Below are 20885 nucleotides of genomic sequence, written 5' to 3' on the forward strand. Positions count from 1 at the left end.
TTTTGTCTATTAACACATTTCAAGAATTGCGTATTATAATTGAAGTATAAAGCGCATGGGTCCGTCACGGTTTCGACAGGTTGGCGAACGCTGCTCTGTGATTCAGGTCGAGAGTGAGTCTCCTCTCGGAAATCAAAGGCTCAAACAAAAAGTAAATGCGAATAACATCGTTAACTTTGCTCGTAAGGATGCTCTAGTAGCAGCCTAAAACACCTCTTATAGGTTCGAGCGTCTTCGGTTTGACTCCGTTAAGGACTGAAGACCAAACCCCAACGGATGCTCTAGCAAGCGTTCTCTGGTTGGCTTGCTGGCTAAGATCAAATCAGAGCATCCTACGTTCGGGATAATGAACGATTCCCGCCTTGAGGGTCAGAAAGGCTAAACCTGTGAATGAGCGGGGAGTCAATACCCAATTTGGACAGCAGTTCGACTCTGCTCGGATCCACTAAAAATAGTTAACAAGTCCACTTGACACTATGATGTGTAAGTGGGCTTTGTTTTATGGTAAATTCTCATCAGAATTTTCTATAATGCACAGCTAACTTGAGTTCAACGGCTAATATAGCAATACCGTTGAGTTAAGCCCAAAATTTTTGGTAAAGATGCGAAACTGGACTGTTAGCCTGCTGTGCTAATGTGTCTCTACAAGTTTCTCGCCAAACCTTAAACCAAAAACGTGTAGACATCAACAGCGCCCAAGCCCAAGTAACAAAAAGAAGCGCAACAAGTACTATCTCTGCACAAAGCAGAACTTGTCAAGAAAATAATCTTGATTGTTAACCACAATCTAGGGCGTTGCTCCCGTTGCGGGATGAATTAGGCTACTAAGGGTACAAATCCATAATGGAGGTAGTGCAGTAACAATCGAATTGATAGCTTAAGCATTTCTTCTGATTTAGAATAGCAACAAATGTCTCAAGTTCATCGACTTGTGCAAATCCAGGAATTTCTGAATGTTCAGGCGCATCTGGGAATTTGAGAGCGATTTCTTTAACCCAATTTCTTACCGTATTATCATTGACTTCAGTCAGCCGCTCAATGGTCTCAAACCAATGCCATTCACGTACATGGTTAGACATTGTTGTTTAATTTCGTCATTGTATCCGCGTTTTGAATATGATTCTAGAAATTGGCGTTAGCAAAGCGGGGCAAAACGCACGTCGCAATCGCTACAGATGTAGTTTTGTTTACCACGACGATGCCCGTTATTAGGGCTAAGGTTAGATGCACAATATGGACAGTTCATCTCTTAATTATGCAACGCCAAAATTTTGACGATAAAAATGTAGAGACACGACAAATCGCGTCTCTACAAGGGTTTACCGTTTTTTCATAGACGCGATGAATTGCGTCTTTATGCAGGGTTAGGTTGGATTCGGCCTTGAAGTAGCTGGATAATAGCAGCTTTTTCTAAGATTCCAACTAGGACGCCATTCTTGCGAATCACGGGAAGCACAGATAGTTTTTGTTGTTCGAGTAACTGCATGACTTCCAGCAGAGGTTGATCTGATTGGACTGTGGTAGATTCAGTAATTGGTCGCATGACTTCTTTAACTTGAGTTTCTGACCACAGTGCTGTGGGGATGGTTCTTAAATTATCAACTGCGATCGCACCTACTAATTGTCCATCATCATCAGTCACTAAGAACCGATGCCAGTTTTGCCCACTTATGACTCGCTCATCGGCAAACTCTCTCAAGGTAAGATTAGCAGATACAATCGGGCTGTCATGAGTTACAGCATCTTCAGCTGTTAAACCTGTGAGTTTTTCTTGCACTCTGGCAAATTGAGCCGAATTACCAGCATTTTGCAACAAGAAGAACCCAATTAACAAATTCCACAAGTTACCGGAGTTGCCAAATAATAGTAGGGGAAGTACACCTGAAAGAATTGCTACCCAACCAAATATTTGTCCAACTCGACTAGCAAAGGTTACACCTTTATAAGGATTACCTGTAATCTTCCAAACAATAGCTTTCAGTATATTTCCCCCATCTAAGGGCAAGCCAGGAATCAGGTTGAACAGGGCTAATGCCAAGTTAACAGAAGCGAGAACACCAAGAATTGCAGCTAACGGCCCTGATGCAGCAGTAGTAACACCAATAGCTGTAACGATGCCGCATAGCAATAAGCTAACTAACGGCCCGGCGATCGCTACCCAGAAAGCTTCACCTGGGGTTTTCGATTCTTTTTCTAAGCTTGCTAAACCGCCAAATATAAACAGTGTGATGGATTTGACATCAATTCCCTGACGAATCGCAACGAAACTGTGGCCTAATTCATGGGCGACGACAGAGGCAAATAACATCAGCGCTGTCATCAATCCTAGTAACAAAGCTAATCCCGTAGACAATTGGGGAAATTGCGCCGCCAGTCCACTGCTATAGCTCCAAGTTACTAAACCCAGAACTAAAAACCATGACGGATGGATATAGAAGGGAATTCCGAAGAGATTACCAACGCGAATTGTGCCATTCATGTCGCTCACCTTTGATTTCAGCTTCGAGAGGTTTGCTTTAGTCCTTCTCGATGTTTTTATTGTAACGAAAGGTTAAGAGATTTTAATCTTGCATGGCGGTAGTGGTGTCCGTCTGTAAAGGTGTGGTTATTGGCAATATTGCAAGCAAGAGTAATGACATCTTCAAGCGGTTACTAGAGGACTAGTACCGCAAGGCGGAAGTCAAAAGTCAAAAATCAAAAGTTAAAAAGCTTTCATTTTGGGCTTTCTGGCTGTAATGAAATGGTAAGTTTATTTCTGCCGCCTTGTACTAGGGAATAAACAAGATAAACTCTAGTAATAACTAAGTACAGTTTTGCGTAAAAGTGTAGCGTTTTTAATGCAAGCTGATGCATTAACAATGTAAGCCGACGCATTAACAATGTAAGCTGATGCATTAACAATGCAAGCTGATGCATTAGCAATGCAAGCCGACGCATTAACAATGCAAGCCGACGCATTAACAATGCAAGCTGATGCATTAGCAATGCAAGCCGACGCATTAGCAATGCAAGCCGACGCATTAACAATGCAAGCTGATGCATTAACAATGTAAGCCGACGCATTGGCATTGCAGGGTATTGCCTTGTTTAATTCGCAGAGTTCTTTCGCCACGTTAACGATTTATCTCACTACCTCTCGATCGCTACATCTGGCAGGCGACTCCACTCATTCCAAGAGCCATCGTAATTCCGAACATTCGGATAACCCAATAAATACTTCAACACAAACCAGATATATCCAGAACGCCCACCGATAGTACAGTAGGGAAACACTTCTTTATCAGCCGTAATGCCCTTACTGTCATAAAGATTTTTCAATTCGTTGAATGATTTAAAAGTTCCATCCTCATTGAGAATTAAGGTATGCTCAAGATGCACTGCACCGGGAATATGTCCAGTGAGTTGACCTTCTTGTGGTGGCTGATCGAAAAACCACTCACCAGAATATTCTTGAGGTGTTCGGACATCTACCAACACGCGATCGCTTCTACCTATCGATACCTGAATTTCATTGTGTAATACTCGCAGATCAGCATCAATACCTCTAGCACAGTAATCAGTAGAAGCAAACGTAGATAATTCAGTTGCTAGTGGACGACCTTCTGATTTCCATTTTTGGTAGCCGCCATTGAGAACTCGTATATTCTCATGACCAAAGACTTTCAACAACCAGAAAATCCAGGCTCCTGTTCCCGGATAACTGCCATAAGCAATCACTGTGGTGTCATTGGTGATGCCTGAACGTGCCATCAGCTTTTCAAAAGCGATCGCATCCAAATTCATCTTCAAATCGGGCAAGAGTAAGTCTGCAAAAATGTTCCAGAAGACAGCACCAGGTATGTGAGCATTTTTGTACGGCTCTGGACTCATATCCACTTCAATAATGCGGATGTTTGGATCGTTAAGATGATTTGCAAGCCACTGGGTATCAACGATAACAGATGGATCGGCGTATTGAGACACTTATATTTCTCCTGTAATAGCGCGAAAAGAATTGAAAGTTGTGTTTCCTCAACGATTTAGTCTTGGTTATAGTTGGGAAATACGATGTGTGATGTCCGATGCACTAAGGTTGTGGAAATAGAGAATAAGGAAAAGCCGATGAGTGGGTGGAATACTGCTAAAGGCAAAGAATGCAAGTAAATTGTGAGAAATTGCAGTCCCAGCAGCACTGGCAAACTTACTGTCAGGTTTCGGACTCTTCGAGGAAAGGGAATTAAAAACACCCATATCAACAAAATTAGTGAGAGTCCGCCATATCCTCGCACGAGCCAAATATGAAGATTCCACCAATCAGAGTTGTAAAAATAAGCCAGTCCAACACTGAATATTTGGATTATTAAACAGAGATTGAAAAGCACTGCTGCAATCAAAAAACTGATTTGAATCCAGCGCCCGGATATCTGTGTGTCATCAATGCCAGAATTTACAGTCATCTGAAGTAATTCCAAAAACCAAACAAAAGATTTGACTTGGTGTGACTAAAGCTAAGATAAGTCTGGTTGCGATACTGCGCCTAGACCTCGAACGAGTACACTTTGCAAATCATGGTTGCCTTACAAGCTCTATTTCATGGAATTGCTCAAGCTCAAGATGAACAGACTTTGCGATCGCACATATCCGCAGAAATGAGTGAGTATTTTTCAGCTACACGATGTGGACTATTTTTCTTTGCCCAAATTTATTTAGTTGACAGCAAGATTCAAAAAGCACTGCAAATTGCCTTATCACCTCAACACAATCCAGTTGCACGCTACTTGTTAGAACGCCATGCCCCTGTTCATGAAGCTTTAGTAGTAGAACCAAAAACATGGAAGTTGATTTGTCCTCGTGCCGATCATTGGCACGTCATGGCAGGGCCAATTGTCAGCAATGGTGAGTTAGTGGGTGTGGTAGGTTTGACGCGTCAGCAAGGAATGCCTGCATTTGATTCACAAAATCTTACAGATTTGAGTGCGCTTTGTCTGCACATTTCTACTTGGGTAGCAATGGCGCGATTGCAACAACCACTATTACAGACAAAGCGTTTAACGCCTCGTGAAATGCAAATTGCTTCCTTGGTGGCTCAAGGACAAACTAATGCAGAAATTAGTGCTGAACTTTGGATTACTGAAAACTCTGTCAAGCAAGCCTTAAAAAGGATGTTTCGCAAGCTTGAGGTTTCATCTCGTGCTCACATGGTTGCAAAACTTTCCACAGTTTCAAAATAAATAACCTTTTATTGGCCTCATTAATCCTAGATTTCTCTGCTTATGTCACCGAAAAAAGGTAGGAAGCAGGAGGCAGGTGGTCACTGAGCGTTGTCGTTGGCGCAGCCTAAGAAGAGAAGTGAGGCAGTGTTTCGACTACGCTCAACAACCAGGTAGGAGTCAGGAGATTTTAGAAAATAATTTTATCTGGAAGCAAAATCGTCTGAAAGTAACTAAATTTATTTATGAAAAACAAAAAATATGTATTTTATTAAGTAGGTGCAAGAAATACAGCGTCCTTCTTAAATCTCTGTTCGCCTGACGCTCACGGCGAAAGCCTAATATTTATTTATGGGTATTCCTCCAGCATAGCTGCCTCCTTAACCTGCCCCCTGATAACCATTTCTAGCAAATATTCAAGTAAGACCTTATCAGGGGTGTATTTTCTGACTGAGGCATCCACTTATGCTGCAATTGTCTCCATCTGCTGAGAAATTTTCTGCAACATCGGGGTAATTAGCTCGGCGGGCACAGGACAACTGAAGTAGTAACCTTGACCTTCATCACATCCCTGCATTTTCAGGTAGTCAAGCTGTTCTTGGGTTTCCACACCCTCTGCGGTGATGTTCAACCGCAGGCTTTTTGCCAGGGCAATAATCGCATTTGTGACGGCAGCACTATCAGGATTGGACGTGACATCCTGTACAAATGATCGATCGATCTTGAGCATATTCACAGGAAAGCGCTTCAAGTAGTTGAGGGAGGAATAACCAGTACCGAAGTCATCTAGAGCTAACCATATACCCAGTTCTCGTAATTGTTTTAAGGTTTTAACCGATCGCTCCATATCAGCCATCAAGAAGCTTTCTGTCACTTCCAATTCTAGGTAAGATGCATGGAGTCCAGTCTTTTCAAGAATTTTACTGACGACCTCAACTAGATTCGGTAGTTCAAACTGTCGAGCTGACAGATTTACAGATATCCGAATTGAGTTAAATCCAGCAAGCTGCCAAGCACGGTTTTGGGCACAAGCAGTTCGCAAGACCCATTCACCAATTGGTAGGATCAAACCATTAGCTTCTGCAATGGGAATAAACTTTGTTGGAGAAACCAAACCTAATGTAGGATGCTGCCAGCGAACCAACGCTTCCATAGCTATAATTTGTCCACTGTGTAAATCAATCAGAGGTTGATAATAAACCAGCATTTCGTTGCGATCAAGCGCTCTATGTAATTCATTTTCTAAAGTTATTCGCTCCTGCAACTGAGCATTAATTTCCGGTGAATAGAATTGGTATTTGCTACGCCCTCGTTGCTTCGCCTGGTACAGTGCTATATGAGCCTGCTGCAAAAGTTGATCTACGCTATTAGGATCATTTATTCCATTAATTGTGATACCGATGCTGGCGGTGATATGAATCAAGTTCCCTTTTATAGAAAAGGGTTTGCTCAGGGTGCTTAACAGTATCTGAGATAGCTTAATCACACTTTCAAAAGAAACAATGTCTATACGGGCAATGGCAAATTCATCTCCACTCAAATGGGTAAGAATATCTGTTTGTGTCATGCAGAGTGATAACCTGTGAGCAACTACTCTTAACAACAAATTTGTTGTTTCATGCTCTAATCCATGACTCATAGCAGTGAAATCATCAATACCCAATAAAAAGACGGCTACAAAGCGCTGATTATTTTCAGGTTGAGATAGAGTCTGATGGAGGCTATCGCGAAATAAATCACGATTGGGCAATCCAGTTAGATCGTCATAATTACTGATGTAATGAATTAACTCATCCAATTTGTAAAGAGTTTGTGAAGTATCTGCCATCAATGTACCGGCTTCATCAGCAAATTCTGTGGGCAATTCAGGTAAGGTTTTGGTGTTTAGATAATTTTGCAATGCAGCAGATGTCAAAATAACCGGTTTGAGGAGGTGGTGTAGTGCGTAGAGGGTGGCGGCTGTACCCGCTAAGGTAGCCGACAGAGCAATAAGCATAACTCGAATCGCCATCTCCAAGGAATAGGAGTTTGAGATTACGAAACTCAAGAGTAAGCTTAGAAGTGGTATGTGAGTACCCAAAAATGCCACCAACATGATTTTAGCGGTGTAACTTTTTTTGATTAATGGAAAACTAGCTAGAAACGAGTATAGATTGAGCTTCATAAATTCTGTTCGATAGTTGGTAAATTAGTTCCGAGCTATTCTGGCAAAAAGGTATTTATAATTTACAATTCAGTGCAATTAGCTCTCATGCAACCCAACCCTGATAAGGTTATATGTTATGCTTCCCAATCTAGGTTTCTATTTATATGTTTAACGATAAAGTTTATGTAAAGCTTATCCATAAACAATTTCACAAGAAATACCTATATCAGGTTGATTTTTATTAGTTTTTATTAAGATGATGTCAGAGTAAAAATATATAAAAATTCGATTTGATTGATGAAAAATCATTTTTGATAACTAACGGCAGAGACGCAGAGAATGCAAATAGAGTAAAAAGATATTTTCACAAATGATTTAAGATTGCTATATTTTGTAAGGGCAGAGCTTTGCTCATTGGTGTCAACTTAAGCTGAAATATCCTGACTGCATGAGTTTTGCCCTCACCCCCAGCCCCTCTCCCAATTGGGAGAGGGGAGCAAATTCTCCAGTTCCCCTTCTCCCATGTTGGGAGAAGGGGTTAGGGGATGAGGGCAACCCTAGAACTCTTGCTAAACCTAACTTTTAGATTAAGTTGACACCAATGAGCAAAGCTGTGCCCCTACAGCATGGTTATTTACCTAAAAATTGCTGTAAATACGCAACAGATTATTTATTGCTAGAGCCTGAAAAAAGCAGATTTGTAACTTGCTCTAACACCTTTAATGCTGTTAATGAACCTCGAATCAACCGAGTAGCGGCAAAAGGTTGTCGAAGCATTGTGATCGCTAACGGAAAAGGGTTTAGAGAGCCATCAGAGTTAATCGCTGATGTCAGATCGGGGATATTATGCTGACAATCGTCGCTGACTACTCGCAGGATTCCCACAGACATCCCAGCCGCATTGAAAAATTCTAAAGCGGTAAATCCTTCCATATCAACAACATCAGCCGCCAAAGTCTCACCTAAACGGCGTTTTTCGGGCGCAGACCAAATTACGCGATCGCTTGTTAGTGACTTGACCAAAGATACTTTTTCTGATAGATAAGAGTGCAATTGTGCTGTAAAAGTGCGATCGCATTCTTGCAGTTTCCCCTGATAAATACAATCTTGATACAGCACAATATCACCAACTGTATGGCGATCGCTCAAGCTGCCACATATACCCATAATCAGCACTCTGGATTTTGGAGTCAGAAATTCTCCTTGTTGCAGGTATTTGAGTAAAGGCTTCATCCCAACAGGTATGGCTACTACCCTTGGGATGGAGGTAGTAATGCCGCTTAATCCGCGACACACAGCTTTATATTCTGCTCCTTGAGGTACCAAAATTGTGTTGATGGGCAAAAAATTAGACACTAGCTATCTCAATAGTTTCAAGTTTTAACGGTCAATTTAATATTGGGAGTAGACGGGCGTGGCGCGATTCTTCTTTACCTTGGAGAGCGATGTCTACGATGGGCTACGCCTACGCAGTTTGTAAAATAGGATCGCTCACCGTCGCTGCGTAACCACTAACTACTGCTTGCATTAGAGATTGGGTCATATCTGAGTGATAATAAGTAATATTGCCGTTTAGTAGTAACCAAAATTCGCAAACCGAAGATGATTGCTGTAGCATGACTAAATAATTGTGTCATCCACACGATAATTTTCCAAGATGGTAAAGCTTGATAACTCCAAATCCGCACGAGAACTCTTCAATATTTCCAAATTGGCGATTCAATTTTCGTGGCTGACGGTGAGTTTTTGGATTGCCGTAACGGTAGCTGGTGTTCTAGCTTTCAGTTCCCTTAAGTATGCCTTGTTTCCAGATATTACCTTTCCAGTGGTGGTTGTAAATGCTACAGCTCCCCTGACAACTGCCCTGGATACAGAAGCGAAGCTCACCAAACCCTTAGAAGAACGCCTCCGCTCCCTTGAAAGACTGGAGGATATCCGCTCATCCACCTATCCTAGTCAAACTGCTGTTAGCCTCTCTTTTGCCGTTGGGACGAATTTAGAAACATCGACCAAAAAGGTTGAAACTGCCCTGAAGCAGTTGAATCTACCTCAAGGAGGAACTTCTAAAATTATTCCTCTGAATCTAAACGAGTCAGCCGCCATTAGTTATGCCATAGAGAGTCCCACGCGGAATCTCAAAGATTTGACGAAGTTAGCGCAAGATGAGATTGTTAGTGCGATCGCTAAACTACCAGGAATATTAAAAGTCTCACTACTAGGCGCTGCTACGGCGACTCCTCCGGTAAATCCAGCGAATGCGAGTGCAACGGTCCCCCAAGGTGGGGCGACATTAGTTAGATTTAACGGTGAAGATGCACTCGCATTTCAGGTAATAAAACGCGGTAGTGCTAATACCTTGGAAGTTGTGAGTCGGGTTGAGAAAGAAGTTCAAAGGCTACGCTCTACCTTAAAAGATGTCAAACTCACTTTAGCTGCGACTCAAGCAGAATATATCCGTCAAGCCACCCAGTCAACAATTGATGCTTTGCTGGAAGCAGTCTTGTTATCGATAGTGGTAATTTTTCCTTTTTTATGGAATTGGCGGGCAACTCTCATTTCTGCCTTGGCGATTCCCACATCTTTGTTGGCGACATTTATTGTCATGGCGATTTTCGGCTTCAACCTGGAAACAATCACCCTGCTGGCTTTAGCTTTGGTGATTGGTAGCATTGTTGATGATGCGATCGTCGATGTGGAAAACATCATGCGACACGTTGAAGATGGGGAAACTCCTCGCCAAGCAGCGCTTTTAGCTACAAATGAGATTGGGTTGACAGTCACCGCCGCCACTTTAACAGCAGTAGCAGTTTTTCTACCCATAGGTTTAATGGGTGGGGTAATCGGTCAGTTCTTCAAGCCTTTCGGCATCACTGTATCAGCCGCGATGCTTGCTTCTATGCTAGTTGCTCGGACTTTATCTCCAGTTCTGGCTATCTACTGGTTGAAACCTAAATCATCCCTCTCCCCGCGTCGGGAAGCAAAAATCTGGGTAGCGTTTACCCAATCTTACAGAAACTTGCTGAGTTGGTCTTTAAATCACCGGAAGATAGTTATCGGGTTAGCTGCACTCAGTTTCATTGCAGGAATAGCACTAATTCCACTAATTCCTAAAGGATTTATTCCCAAACTCGATCGCGGCGAATTTAATATTGCTTATACAGTTCCTTTGCCGAGTATTCCTAGTGGCGCAGAGGGGCAGGGGGGCAGGGGAGCAGGGGAGCAGGGAAGAAATTCTAGTCTTCAGTCTCCAATTCCCAACCCTTTAAATGATTCTCTAGATGTTGCCAAAAAACTAGAAGAGGTTGTGAGAAAATCACCGGCAGTTGAAACGGTATTTACCACTGTTGGTTCTCGTGAGGGTGAACCAAATAAAGGGACGCTATATGTAAAGTTAAAGAAAAACCGCACAATCACAACTGCGGAATTACAAGACCAATTGCGCTCCTCCTTACCTGTTCTTTCTGGGGTAACTACTAGTGTTGAAGATATTCAATTTGTCGATTCCGGCGGTCAAAAACCCCTGCAAATAGCATTACAAGGTGATAATCTCCAAGCTTTGAGCAAAGCAGTCAAAGCAATTAAAGAAAGGATTCAAAGGCTACCGGGATTCGCTGATGTTACAGTTACAGGTGAAACGAATCCACAGGGCACGGTTTTTCAGATCGAGCGTCTGAATAATCAGCGCGTGGCCTACATCAGTGCTAATCTTGGCAAGGATCTGTCTTTGGGTGATGCCACCGACAAAGTGGTAGCTGAAGCAAACGCGGTGTTACCGTCTAATGTTTCTTTAAATTTAGGAGGAGACTCTGCTAACCAAAGTAAAGTTTTTAGCAGTTTTGGCAGTACTTTAGCTCTATCTGCCCTGTGTATTGTTGTGGTACTAATTTTGCTGTTCAAAACCTGGGTAGATCCTCTAGTTATTGGTGTATCTTTACCTTTAGCACTAGTGGGGGCGATGTTGGCGCTACTAATCACCAAGAGCGACTTTGGGATGATCTCATTGATCGGTTTCGTCTTTTTGCTGGGGCTGGCAAATAAAAATGCCATTTTGCTTGTAGATTACATCAATCAGTTACGCAACGCTGGCTTAGAGCGCACCGAGGCGATCCTTAATACCGGACTAGTGCGCCTCAGACCAATTATGATGACCACAGCTTCCACTATTTTAGGGATGCTACCGATCGCTTTAGGTTTGGGTGCTGGTTCCGAATTGCGATCGCCTATGGCTGTAGCGATCGCTGGTGGACTTGTAACTTCAACTATCCTCAGTTTGATTGTTGTGCCAGTAGTCTACACCATTTTGGATGATTGGTTTCCCCGATTTGAGAAGAGGGGGAGCAGGGGAGCAGGGGAGCAGGGGGGAAGTTGATGCAGGTTTTTGTCACAGGGGGAACGGGTTTTATTGGTGCCCATTTGGCACGGTTGTTGCTGCAACAGGGATATGCAGTCAAAGTGCTGGTACGCCATAGCAGCAATTTGGAGAATTTACGCGGTCTGGATGTGGAAATTGTCAAAGGCGATTTGAACGATCCAAATCTTTGGCAACAGATGCTTAATTGTCAATACCTATTTCATGTCGCAGCCCATTATTCCTTATGGCAAAAAGACCGGGAGTTACTGCACCGTCACAATGTCCTGGGTACGCGCAATGTGTTGGCAGCAGCTCGTAAGGCTAACATTGAACGCACCGTCTACACGAGTTCAGTGGCAGCGATTGGGGTAGGATCGTCTGGTCAAGTCGTCGATGAAACACATCAGAGTCCTTTAGAAAAGTTGGTGGGTGACTACAAAAAGTCTAAGTTTCTAGCTGAACAAGAAGCTATGCAAGCCGTTGCTAGAGGTCAGGAGGTAGTTATTGTCAATCCCAGCAGTCCGATTGGCTCGTTGGATATCAAACCTACCCCGACGGGTGATATAATACTACGGTTTTTACGACGGCAAATGCCTTTTTATTTGGATACTGGTCTAAATTTTATCGATGTGCGAGATGTGGCGTGGGGGCATTTACTGGCTTTGCAGCGGGGTAAATCAGGCGATCGCTATATCTTAGGTCATCAAAACCTCAGTCTCAAGCAACTACTCGAACAACTCGCCGATATCACAGGTCTGAGCGCACCTCAACAAACAATACCCACTTGGTTGCCCCTTAGTGTTGCCTGGGTTGATGAAAAGATTCTCGCACCATTAGGTAAATCGCCCTCAGTACCATTGGATGGCGTTCGGATGGCGAAACAACCGATGTATTACAATGCTGCCAAGGCTGTACGAGAATTGGGTCTACCCCAATCTTCGCTAAAGGTCGCACTTAAAGATGCTGTGGATTGGTTTGTTGCTCAGGGATATGTCAAATGAAAAATATAGCGATTTACGTGTGGATGCAATAGACAGTAGGGGCGCAAGGCCTTGCACCCCTACGAAGGTTTTATGTTTTCCAGTGGTGTACTTATATCTAAAAGAGGAGCGATCGCAACAATGGCAGTTAATCTACAACAAGCTATAGATATTGGGAAGTATCTTGTTACTCAGCGTTTGAAAGGACGTAAACGCTTTCCTCTAGTTTTGATGTTGGAACCTCTTTTTCGGTGTAATCTCGCTTGTACTGGTTGTGGTAAAATCCAACATCCAAAGGAAATTTTAAAGCAAAATCTCACCCCAGAACAGTGTTTTGCCGCCGTGGAAGAGTGCGGCGCACCGGTTGTCTCCATTCCTGGAGGAGAACCCCTGTTGCATCCCCAAATTGATCAGATTGTTCAAGGATTAATTGAGCGCAAGAAATATATTTACTTGTGTACCAATGGTTTGTTGTTAGAAAAGAGCCTGGATAAGTTTCAACCTTCTCCCTATCTCACTTTCAGCGTGCATTTAGATGGAATGCGGGAATTACACGATCAGTGTGTTGATCGCAAAGGTGTTTTTGATATTGCTGTCAAAGCCATTCGTGCCGCTAAAGCTAAAGGCTTTCGTGTCACAACTAACACCACTATCTTTGAAGGTACTGAACCTAAAGATGTGCAAGAGTTCTTCAACTTTCTGGAAACACTAAATACTGACGGGATGATGATTTCTCCTGGCTACAGTTACGAGTGGGCACCAGATCAAGATCATTTTCTCCACCGCGAACAAACCCGCGCCCTCTTCCGAGAAATTCTGGCTCCATACAAAAGTGGTGAAAAAAACTGGAACTTCAATCACAATCCGTTGTTCCTAGATTTTCTCACTGGCGAGAAGGACTACGAATGCACACCTTGGGGTAGCCCTAGTTATAGCGTTCTCGGTTGGCAAAAACCTTGCTATCTGCTGAACGAAGGTTATTACTCTACCTTTAAAGAATTACTCGCACAAACTGACTGGAGTCAATACGGCCAGAAGAGTGGTAATCCCAAGTGTGCCGATTGTATGGTTCACTGCGGCTACGAACCCACCGCCGCAATGGATGCAATGCAACCACAAAATATGGCGCGTGCCCTTAGCAGTGTGTTTGGTAGGAATTAGGAAGTAGTAAATACTACATATTAAAGGGTGCGCTGCCTAGGGTGGGCTACGCCTACGCACCCTTTAAAGATTCTGATTGCACTAGAATGTGCCCAACAATATGCGATAAAAGTTAAAGGAGGATGCTTATTTAGAGATATTGCGATACTTCCCTCAGCCAAATTTGCCGAAAATCATCAGGGAAAATACTCATGCCATTTGTATCTATTCGTGACCTGCAAATGTATTATGAGATTCGTGGCACAGGTCAACGCCTGCTCTGTATTAGTGGTACTGGAAGAGACTTGCAGCGATCGCCAACTATTTTTGACTCACCACTAGCCCCACACTTTGAAATCCTAGCCTACGATCAGCGCGGTCTGGGTCAAACTTCAAAACCTGATATTCCCTACACCATAGCAGATTACGCCGCCGATACAGACTCTTTGTTAAATGCAGTCGGGTGAGAGAGCGCTCATCTCATCGGAATTTCCTTTGGGGGTATGGTAGCCCAAGAGTTGGCACTGCGCTATCCGCACCGCGTTGAACGTCTTGTTTTGGCTTGTACTAGCAGTGGCGGTGCTGGTGGGTCGTCATATCCACTACATGAACTCGCGAACCTTCCTAGTGAAGAACTAGCTCATCGGCAAATCACAATTGCTGATATCCGTTGGCAAGAGGAAGCTTGGCTCTCTAGCCGAACTACACAATTTCAGGAATTAGTGAAGTTGACACTAGCAGTTTCTCAAGGGGGTATAGACGAACCAAGTCGTGAAGTTGGTCGTCTCGCCAGCTTGAGGCCCGTGCTGCTCACGATACATACAATCGACTTTCTCAACTGCATATTCCTGTCTATATCTGCGGCGGTCATCACGATGGCATATCTCCTCCTGCTAATCTTGAAGCGATACACAAACAGATACCAGGTTCGTACTTAGAGTTCTTTAAGGGCGGTCATGGCTTTCTTTACCAAAATCCTCAAGCATTCAAGCGCGTTATTGCCTTTCTCCAAAATAAATTCGAGTAATTTTACATAATACATAACTACAAAATGACAATAACTGCTATACGTGTTGCCCTGCCACGGAAGCAGCGCTCGGCTCGTAAACTAAAACAGATACAAAAATATGAAGTTATGTAAACAAATTTCACAAACATAACAATAATTTGTAATAAATAATGATACGGCAGCATTGTATAAAGAGAACTTGGAAGTAAAAAACAACATCTTAATCAGGTTTTCCAGTCATTCACAGAAGTTTTAAGTTTTTTAACAAAAGTTTTAATCTGAAAGCCTGGAGATCGTAAACTTATTTCTTGGATGTCTGTTTTAAACCTTTCGTAACTCGTCAGGCAGTGCTGACATCAAAAATCAACTGAACCATTCAGTTTTGAGTCCAATTTATTCTTAACCAAGCAAATTAGGAGATTTAACGCAATGGTTTTAGATGCATTTGCAAAAGTAGTTTCCCAAGCTGATACACGCGGCGAATATCTCTCTGATGCACAATTGGATGCATTGAGCGAAATGGTCAAAGATGGTAACAAGCGTACAGATGCCGTTAACCGTATTACCAGCAATGCATCTGCTCTTGTTGCTGCTGCGGCTCGTGATTTGTGGGCAGAACAACCCCAATTGATCACTCCTGGTGGTAATGCTTACACCAGCCGTCGTGCAGCTGCTTGTATCAGAGACTTGGACATCATTCTTCGCTATATCACCTACGCTATCTTTGCTGGCGATTCCAGCGTGCTAGATGACCGTGCCCTCAATGGATTGCGGGAAACCTACTTGGCATTGGGAACTCCAGGAGCGTCAGTTGCTGTTGGTATTCAGAAGCTGAAACAAGCTTCGCTAGCCATTGTCAACGATCCAAATAACATCACCAGAGGAGATTGCAGCGCTCTGTCATCTGAAATAGCTAGCTATTTCGATCGTGCTGCTGCTGCTGTGGCTTAAGCCAAGCATTGCTGATGTTGACTAAATAATTGTCCATAGGACAAAACAAAATTTCAACCATAAAGTTTGTGAAAGGGAAATAGCAAAATGTCAAAAACACCTCTAACGGAAGCAATTTCATCGGCTGATTCTCAAGGTCGCTATCTCAGCAGCACTGAAATTCAAGTTGCTTTTGGTCGCTTCCGCCAAGCGCCAGCTAGCTTACAAGCAGCAAAAGCATTGAGCGCCAATGCTCAACGCTTGACCGAAGGTGCAGCTCAAGCGGTGTATAACAAGTACCCTTACACCACTCAACAACAAGGCCCCAACTTCGCGGCTGATGCACGCGGCAAAGGCAAGTGTGTACGTGATGTAGGCTACTACTTGCGGATTATCACATACGCTTTAGTTGTTGGTGGTACAGGCCCCTTGGATGATTTCTTGATTTCTGGCTTGGCTGAAATCAACCGCACCTTTGACCTGTCTCCTAGCTGGTACATTGAAGCTCTCAAGTACATCAAGGCTAACCACGGTCTCAGCGGCGATCCAGGTGTTGAAGCAAATTCCTACATCGACTATGTAATCAATACTCTAAGCTAGAGTGTTTCTTTAGCCCGGAGAGGAAATCAGCTCTTATGACAAGTAAGTTCTATGAGTTGTTTACCTCTCCGGGCAGTTTTTTAAGAAAAGCTAGCTGAAAACCCTGGATAAAGAGGAACCTAGTTCTGTATTTTTTGCTTTAGAACAGGGATGAAAGCTACCGACGTAGCACGGTACTTGCTACAACTTTGGGAAAGTTCGCAACCCAGTGCCTATTTTAAGCTACCGTCAATTGGCACAATATTTTTATCAGTACAAGATTTAAAAACCTACCCTCGGACTGGGGGAAAGTATACGCCCGAAATAACGTAAGGAGATATCACTACGCCCTTGTGGCAAATGTGGTGAGGCAGCGAGCGCAATCTTCTTCCTTGACGCTAGCGCAACGTTAGCAAGTCCGCGTCCACTACGGGGAAGCAAGCTACGCGCAGTGTCTGGCAGAAAAGTCTGGAGGTTTCTCTTCCATCAGGGACTGCCAAACCCGTAGGGTGAGCCTGGGAACTTGTGGAAACAGGATATTAAGGCAGCGATGTCTTAAAAATCACCTTACTTAAAGTAAGGTGAGTGTCAATTTCAAAAAGACTGTTAAAAGACTAGAAAAAATTTTCTAAAAAGTTTTCAGTTTTGCAGTTAAAACTGAGGAGGTTTAAAGATGGCAGCTTTGGGACAAGCAGCAAGATTAGGGATTGGAGCGTTTGAAAATTCAGCGCCAGTAGAACTACGTCCAGATAGAACAGAAGCGGATGTGGCAGTGGTTATCCGGGCGGCTTACCGTCAGGTTTTGGGTAATGCATATCTACTAGAAGGAGAGCGTCTAGAGAGTGCAGAATCACTGTTGCAGCAAGGTGAAATCACCGTTCGGGGATTTGTGCTAGCCATTGCTCAATCAGAACTCTATCGGGATAAGTTTTTCTACTCCAACTCCCAAACTCGGTTTATCGAGTTGAATTATAAGCATTTATTAGGGCGTGCCCCGGAAGATGAGTCAGAGATTTCGTACCATGTTGAACTTTACAATTCACAAGGTTACGAAGCTGAGATTAATTCCTACATTGACTCATTAGAATATCAAGAGAGTTTTGGTGAAAATATTGTGCCCTACTATCGAGGCTTTAAAAGTCAAGTAGGACAGAAAAACGTTGGCTATAGCCGACTGTTTCAACTGTATCGGGGTTATGCCAATAGCGATCGCGCTCAAGGACAAAAACAAGGACGGCTAACCTGGGAAGTAGCTAAGAATCTAGCTTCACCCATTTACCCAGTCTCCGCCGGAGCCTTAACAGGTCTTTCTACAGGTGGTCGCGGCGAAACATACCGGATCAGAGTGTTACAAGCAGCTTCCCCAAACTCAGCTGTAGTACGGCGCGGAACTGCGGAATTGATCGTACCCTACGAGCAACTTTCTAGTAAATTGCAGCAGTTGAATCGCAAGGGCAGTAAGGTTATTAGCATTACAGCCGTATAAATAGGGAATCGGGGCGGGGAGTAGGGAGGAGGAAGTAGGGAGTAGGGTTCACCACTCTCAACTCCCGACTCCCTACTCCCCTTACCAATTTATTAATTACAAAAGGAAAATTACCAATGGCTATTACAACAGCAGCTTCCCGTCTGGGAACAGAGCCTTTTACCGATCAGTCTCCTGTGGAATTGCGTCCGAATGCAACCAAAGAAGACATCGAGAGAGTAATTGCTGCCGTCTATCGTCAGGTGTTAGGCAACAACTACATATTGGCATCTGACCGCCTGACAAGTGCTGAATCTATCCTGCGCGATGGAAAAAATACAGTGCAAGAGTTTGTACGTCAACTAGCCAAATCAGAACTGTACAAATCCAAATTTTTCTACGACAACTTCCAAACTCGCGTCATTGAGCTGAACTACAAACATTTGTTGGGTCGTGCCCCTTATGATGAGTCTGATGTCGTCTATCACTTAGACTTGTATCAAACCAAGGGATATGAAGCCGACATTGATTCTTATATTGATTCGCCAGAGTATCAATCTAGCTTTGGTGAAAATATAGTGCCTTACTATCGCGGCTTTGAAACCCAAACAGGACAAAAAACTGTCGGATTTACCCGGATATTTCAACTTTATCGCGGCTATGCCAGTAGCGATACCTCCCAACTCAAAGGCAAAGACTCCCGCCTGGCTAGCGAACTAGGTCGCAATAGTGCATCCGTCGTTGTTCCTCCCTCTGGTGCTTCCTCAGGGTTTTCATACGTTGCTTCTGAAAAAGGCGTTACCCCCAGCAGTACTTTTGGTGGTGCGGGAACCTTTGGTAAAGAAGGCAGACTTTACCGCATTGAAGTAGCAGGTGTTTTTGGATCTGGGTATCCGAGCACACGCCGCGTCAATCAAGCGGTAGTTATACCTTATGAAGAACTATCTAGTTACTTCCAGAGAGTGTTAAAGCAAGGTGGTAAAATAGCTAGTGTGAAACCTCTTTAGTGTCAATAGTCATTAGTCAATAGTCATTATTAAGGGCAAACGACTAATGACGATTTAGAATTGGGAATTAATTTTATGATTGGAGCAATTAGTAGTACATCAAGGAGTAGTCGCTACTTTCGGTATGAAGTAGTGGGTCTGCGCCAAACCGAAGAAACTGAAAAAACCAACTATCCGATTCGTTCTAGTGCTACTGTGTTTTTCACAGTACCTGAGAACCGGATGAATCAAGAGATGCAGCGAATCACTCGCTTGGGTGGCAAAATAGTCAGCATTCAGCCATTGAACGCTGTACCTCAAACAAGTGGCGAACAAAGCACTCCTTCTTGATAAATGAATTCTAGTCCGCAGAAATTTGAAGATTTATCACCGACAGGTAACTCTGGCGATGGTGAATCTTTAACAGTAGAACAAGCGATCGCTAATCTTGAGAGTGCAGATTTAGGTCTGCGCTTTTATGCTGCCTGGTGGTTGGGTAGGTTTCGGATATGTGAAGCAGCTGCGGTTACAGGATTGATTAAAGCGTTAGAGGATGAAGCCGACAGAACACCAGAAGGCGGATATCCTCTGCGACGGAACGCAGCTAGGGCTTTAGGGAAACTTGGCGATCGCCAGGCAGTCTCACCTTTAATTGCGTGTTTAGACTGCTCAGATTTTTATGTCCGGGAAGCAGCGGCACAATCCTTAGAAATGCTGGGCGATCCGATTTGTATTCCCGCTCTGAGCGAGCTATTACAAGTAGGTTTGCAAGGAGAGCAGCTGATATCAAAACAGCCTGATTTATCTCAACCCTACGAGGCCATTTTAGAAGCCTTAGGAGCCTTGAGAGCGACTGAGTACATCGCTTTGGTAAAACCATTTTTAGAGCATCCAATCGAATTGGTGCAATATGCTGCCGCACGAGGCATGTATCAATTAACCCAAGAACCAGTTTATGGAGAACGGTTAGTAAAAGCTCTGGCGGGAGATAAATTGCAATTGCGTCGAGCAGTGTTAGCAGATTTGGGAGCGATTGGCTATCTACCCGCAGCAGATGCGATCGCCGAAACTCTTGCTGAAAATAGCCTGAAGTTAATTTCTCTTAAAGGATTACTAGAACATCAAGTTAACCACACAGCAACAAACACTTTCTCAGCAGGTGCGATTAAAGTGATAAATTTGATGGACTCGCTGTTGTAGTCATAATTTTCCAGGAATTAGTTGTTATTAATACGTTTAAACCAAATGTTCACCACAGATAAACCCCCAACCCAACTGCAAAATCAGGGCTAGGGGGTTTATGTATTATGTGAACTACGGAGAACTTAAGCTACAATTGGCAGATCCCTAATGACTCATGAAAAATTATTATGAATAACAGTGATCTTGCCCAAATATTAATCCGTGCTGTGGAAGAAGCAGACTCCTCAGATCGCTTATTAGACGCAGTTCAGGAGTTAGCGGCAGCTGGGATCGAGGAATCTGTTCCCACTCTGATTGCAGCTTTAGGCTACAACAATCCAGGGGCGGCAGTGGCGGCAGTAGATGGACTAATTGCGATCGGGGAAGTCGCAGTACCATCACTATTGGAACTAATTGATGACTACAACTACAGTGCTAGAGCCTGGGCTGTTCGTGCCTTAGCGGGAATTGGCGATGTTAGGGCGCTGGATACTTTGTTAGAGGCAGCAAAAAACGATTTTTCCTTAAGTGTGCGGCGGGCAGCTGCCAGAGGATTAGGCACTTTGCGCTGGCATCAACTACCTGCTGAGAAAGTGAAATCTGTTCAGATTCAGGTAGTAGAGGCGCTATTACTAATTTCTCAAGATCCAGAGTGGATAGTGCGCTATGCAGCAGTGACGAGTTTAGAAACACTAGCGATCGCCATAGCAGTCACTTTACCTGATCAAGCATTGCGGATTACAAATCAACTTCAGCAAATGCTCGATACAGATGTTGATCTTGGAGTTCGCACCCGTGTAAAGTTTGCCCAGCAAAAAATTCAGCCGCAACAACATCAAGAAGTATTTGCACTGAAAAGAAAGCTAGAAGATACTGAAGTGTCTGAAATACCTCATCGTGGTGGTGGCAGACGGTAAATTACCATACA

General features: G+C 43.6%; 22 protein-coding genes and 1 other RNA gene. 15 read left to right on the forward strand and 8 right to left on the reverse strand.

Annotated elements, in window-relative coordinates:
• Positions 1 to 57 precede the first annotated feature (57 nt).
• Positions 58 to 448, forward strand: a transfer-messenger RNA (tmRNA) gene (ssrA, locus tag NLP_RS19825).
• Positions 449 to 824: 376 nt separating this feature from the next.
• Here the strand turns inward: ssrA and NLP_RS36165 are convergent.
• The 3 genes from NLP_RS36165 to NLP_RS19835 form a co-directional block, all read right to left on the reverse strand.
• Positions 825 to 1079, reverse strand: a complete 255-nt coding sequence (locus tag NLP_RS36165) for a hypothetical protein (protein ID WP_442946628.1) — start codon at positions 1077 to 1079, stop codon at positions 825 to 827.
• Between the two features lie 56 nt (positions 1080 to 1135).
• Entirely contained in the window at positions 1136 to 1246 is a 111-nt protein-coding gene (locus tag NLP_RS36170; RefSeq protein WP_442946629.1) for an IS1/IS1595 family N-terminal zinc-binding domain-containing protein, read from the reverse strand.
• A gap of 108 nt (positions 1247 to 1354) precedes the next feature.
• Positions 1355 to 2479 carry a site-2 protease family protein gene (locus NLP_RS19835; RefSeq protein ID WP_104907885.1) on the reverse strand — a complete coding sequence of 375 codons (1125 nt, stop codon included), beginning with the start codon at positions 2477 to 2479 and terminating at the stop codon, positions 1355 to 1357.
• Positions 2480 to 2900: 421 nt separating this feature from the next.
• Here NLP_RS19835 and NLP_RS34255 point away from each other — a divergent pair, with 421 nt between their 5' ends.
• Positions 2901 to 3053 carry a hypothetical protein gene (locus NLP_RS34255; protein WP_234016994.1) on the forward strand — a complete coding sequence of 51 codons (153 nt, stop codon included), beginning with the start codon at positions 2901 to 2903 and terminating at the stop codon, positions 3051 to 3053.
• Between the two features lie 76 nt (positions 3054 to 3129).
• Here the strand turns inward: NLP_RS34255 and NLP_RS19845 are convergent, their stop codons facing one another.
• On the reverse strand, positions 3130 to 3963 hold the full coding sequence (locus NLP_RS19845; protein WP_104907887.1) for a sulfurtransferase: 834 nt from the start codon (positions 3961 to 3963) through the stop codon (positions 3130 to 3132).
• Positions 3964 to 4019: 56 nt separating this feature from the next.
• Positions 4020 to 4436, reverse strand: coding sequence for a DUF6220 domain-containing protein (locus NLP_RS19850; RefSeq protein WP_104907888.1), 417 nt, complete (start codon positions 4434 to 4436; stop codon positions 4020 to 4022).
• A 111-nt stretch (positions 4437 to 4547) separates the two neighbouring features.
• Here NLP_RS19850 and NLP_RS19855 point away from each other — a divergent pair, with 111 nt between their 5' ends.
• Positions 4548 to 5210: a LuxR C-terminal-related transcriptional regulator gene (locus NLP_RS19855; protein ID WP_104907889.1), complete on the forward strand. Its 663-nt coding sequence runs from the start codon at positions 4548 to 4550 to the stop codon at positions 5208 to 5210.
• Between the two features lie 442 nt (positions 5211 to 5652).
• Here the strand turns inward: NLP_RS19855 and NLP_RS19860 are convergent, their stop codons facing one another.
• From NLP_RS19860 to NLP_RS33375, 3 genes are all read right to left on the reverse strand, one after another.
• Positions 5653 to 7353, reverse strand: coding sequence for a putative bifunctional diguanylate cyclase/phosphodiesterase (locus NLP_RS19860; protein ID WP_104907890.1), 1701 nt, complete (start codon positions 7351 to 7353; stop codon positions 5653 to 5655).
• A 648-nt stretch (positions 7354 to 8001) separates the two neighbouring features.
• A complete protein-coding gene (locus NLP_RS19865) occupies positions 8002 to 8691 on the reverse strand; it encodes a 5'-methylthioadenosine/S-adenosylhomocysteine nucleosidase family protein (protein WP_104907891.1) in 690 nt (229 codons plus the stop codon).
• A 109-nt stretch (positions 8692 to 8800) separates the two neighbouring features.
• The gene (locus NLP_RS33375) at positions 8801 to 8953 is read right to left on the reverse strand and encodes a hypothetical protein (RefSeq protein WP_158680475.1); all 153 of its coding nucleotides are present in this window, start codon (positions 8951 to 8953) and stop codon (positions 8801 to 8803) included.
• A 39-nt stretch (positions 8954 to 8992) separates the two neighbouring features.
• On the opposite strand from NLP_RS33375, the gene NLP_RS19870 reads away from it, so the two are divergent.
• From NLP_RS19870 to NLP_RS19925, 12 genes are all read left to right on the forward strand, one after another.
• On the forward strand, positions 8993 to 11704 hold the full coding sequence (locus tag NLP_RS19870) for an efflux RND transporter permease subunit (protein WP_104907892.1): 2712 nt from the start codon (positions 8993 to 8995) through the stop codon (positions 11702 to 11704).
• Entirely contained in the window at positions 11704 to 12687 is a 984-nt protein-coding gene (gene hpnA, locus NLP_RS19875) for a hopanoid-associated sugar epimerase (protein WP_104907893.1), read from the forward strand. The genes NLP_RS19870 and hpnA overlap by 1 nt, the downstream gene beginning before the upstream one ends.
• 120 nt (positions 12688 to 12807) lie before the next feature.
• The gene (hpnH, locus tag NLP_RS19880; protein ID WP_104907894.1) at positions 12808 to 13827 is read left to right on the forward strand and encodes an adenosyl-hopene transferase HpnH; all 1020 of its coding nucleotides are present in this window, start codon (positions 12808 to 12810) and stop codon (positions 13825 to 13827) included.
• A gap of 191 nt (positions 13828 to 14018) precedes the next feature.
• On the forward strand, positions 14019 to 14273 hold the full coding sequence (locus tag NLP_RS19885) for an alpha/beta fold hydrolase (RefSeq protein WP_104907895.1): 255 nt from the start codon (positions 14019 to 14021) through the stop codon (positions 14271 to 14273).
• Between the two features lie 15 nt (positions 14274 to 14288).
• Positions 14289 to 14744 carry an alpha/beta fold hydrolase gene (locus NLP_RS19890; RefSeq protein WP_267894942.1) on the forward strand — a complete coding sequence of 152 codons (456 nt, stop codon included), beginning with the start codon at positions 14289 to 14291 and terminating at the stop codon, positions 14742 to 14744.
• Between the two features lie 500 nt (positions 14745 to 15244).
• The gene (locus NLP_RS19895) at positions 15245 to 15766 is read left to right on the forward strand and encodes a phycocyanin subunit beta (RefSeq protein ID WP_104907897.1); all 522 of its coding nucleotides are present in this window, start codon (positions 15245 to 15247) and stop codon (positions 15764 to 15766) included.
• Between the two features lie 87 nt (positions 15767 to 15853).
• Entirely contained in the window at positions 15854 to 16345 is a 492-nt protein-coding gene (gene cpcA / locus NLP_RS19900) for a phycocyanin subunit alpha (RefSeq protein WP_104907898.1), read from the forward strand.
• A gap of 652 nt (positions 16346 to 16997) precedes the next feature.
• Entirely contained in the window at positions 16998 to 17810 is an 813-nt protein-coding gene (locus NLP_RS19905; protein ID WP_104907899.1) for a phycobilisome linker polypeptide, read from the forward strand.
• Positions 17811 to 17926: 116 nt separating this feature from the next.
• Positions 17927 to 18796, forward strand: a complete 870-nt coding sequence (locus tag NLP_RS19910; protein WP_104907900.1) for a phycobilisome linker polypeptide — start codon at positions 17927 to 17929, stop codon at positions 18794 to 18796.
• 75 nt (positions 18797 to 18871) lie between these two features.
• Positions 18872 to 19126, forward strand: a complete 255-nt coding sequence (locus NLP_RS19915) for a phycobilisome linker polypeptide (protein WP_104907901.1) — start codon at positions 18872 to 18874, stop codon at positions 19124 to 19126.
• A gap of 3 nt (positions 19127 to 19129) precedes the next feature.
• Positions 19130 to 19975, forward strand: coding sequence for a HEAT repeat domain-containing protein (locus NLP_RS19920; protein WP_104907902.1), 846 nt, complete (start codon positions 19130 to 19132; stop codon positions 19973 to 19975).
• 170 nt (positions 19976 to 20145) lie between these two features.
• On the forward strand, positions 20146 to 20874 hold the full coding sequence (locus tag NLP_RS19925) for a HEAT repeat domain-containing protein (RefSeq protein ID WP_104907903.1): 729 nt from the start codon (positions 20146 to 20148) through the stop codon (positions 20872 to 20874).
• The last annotated feature ends 11 nt before the right edge of the window (positions 20875 to 20885 follow it).

Origin of the sequence: Nostoc sp. 'Lobaria pulmonaria (5183) cyanobiont' (genome assembly GCF_002949795.1) — a bacterium.
In the GTDB taxonomy this organism is placed as follows: Bacteria; Cyanobacteriota; Cyanobacteriia; order Cyanobacteriales; family Nostocaceae; genus Nostoc.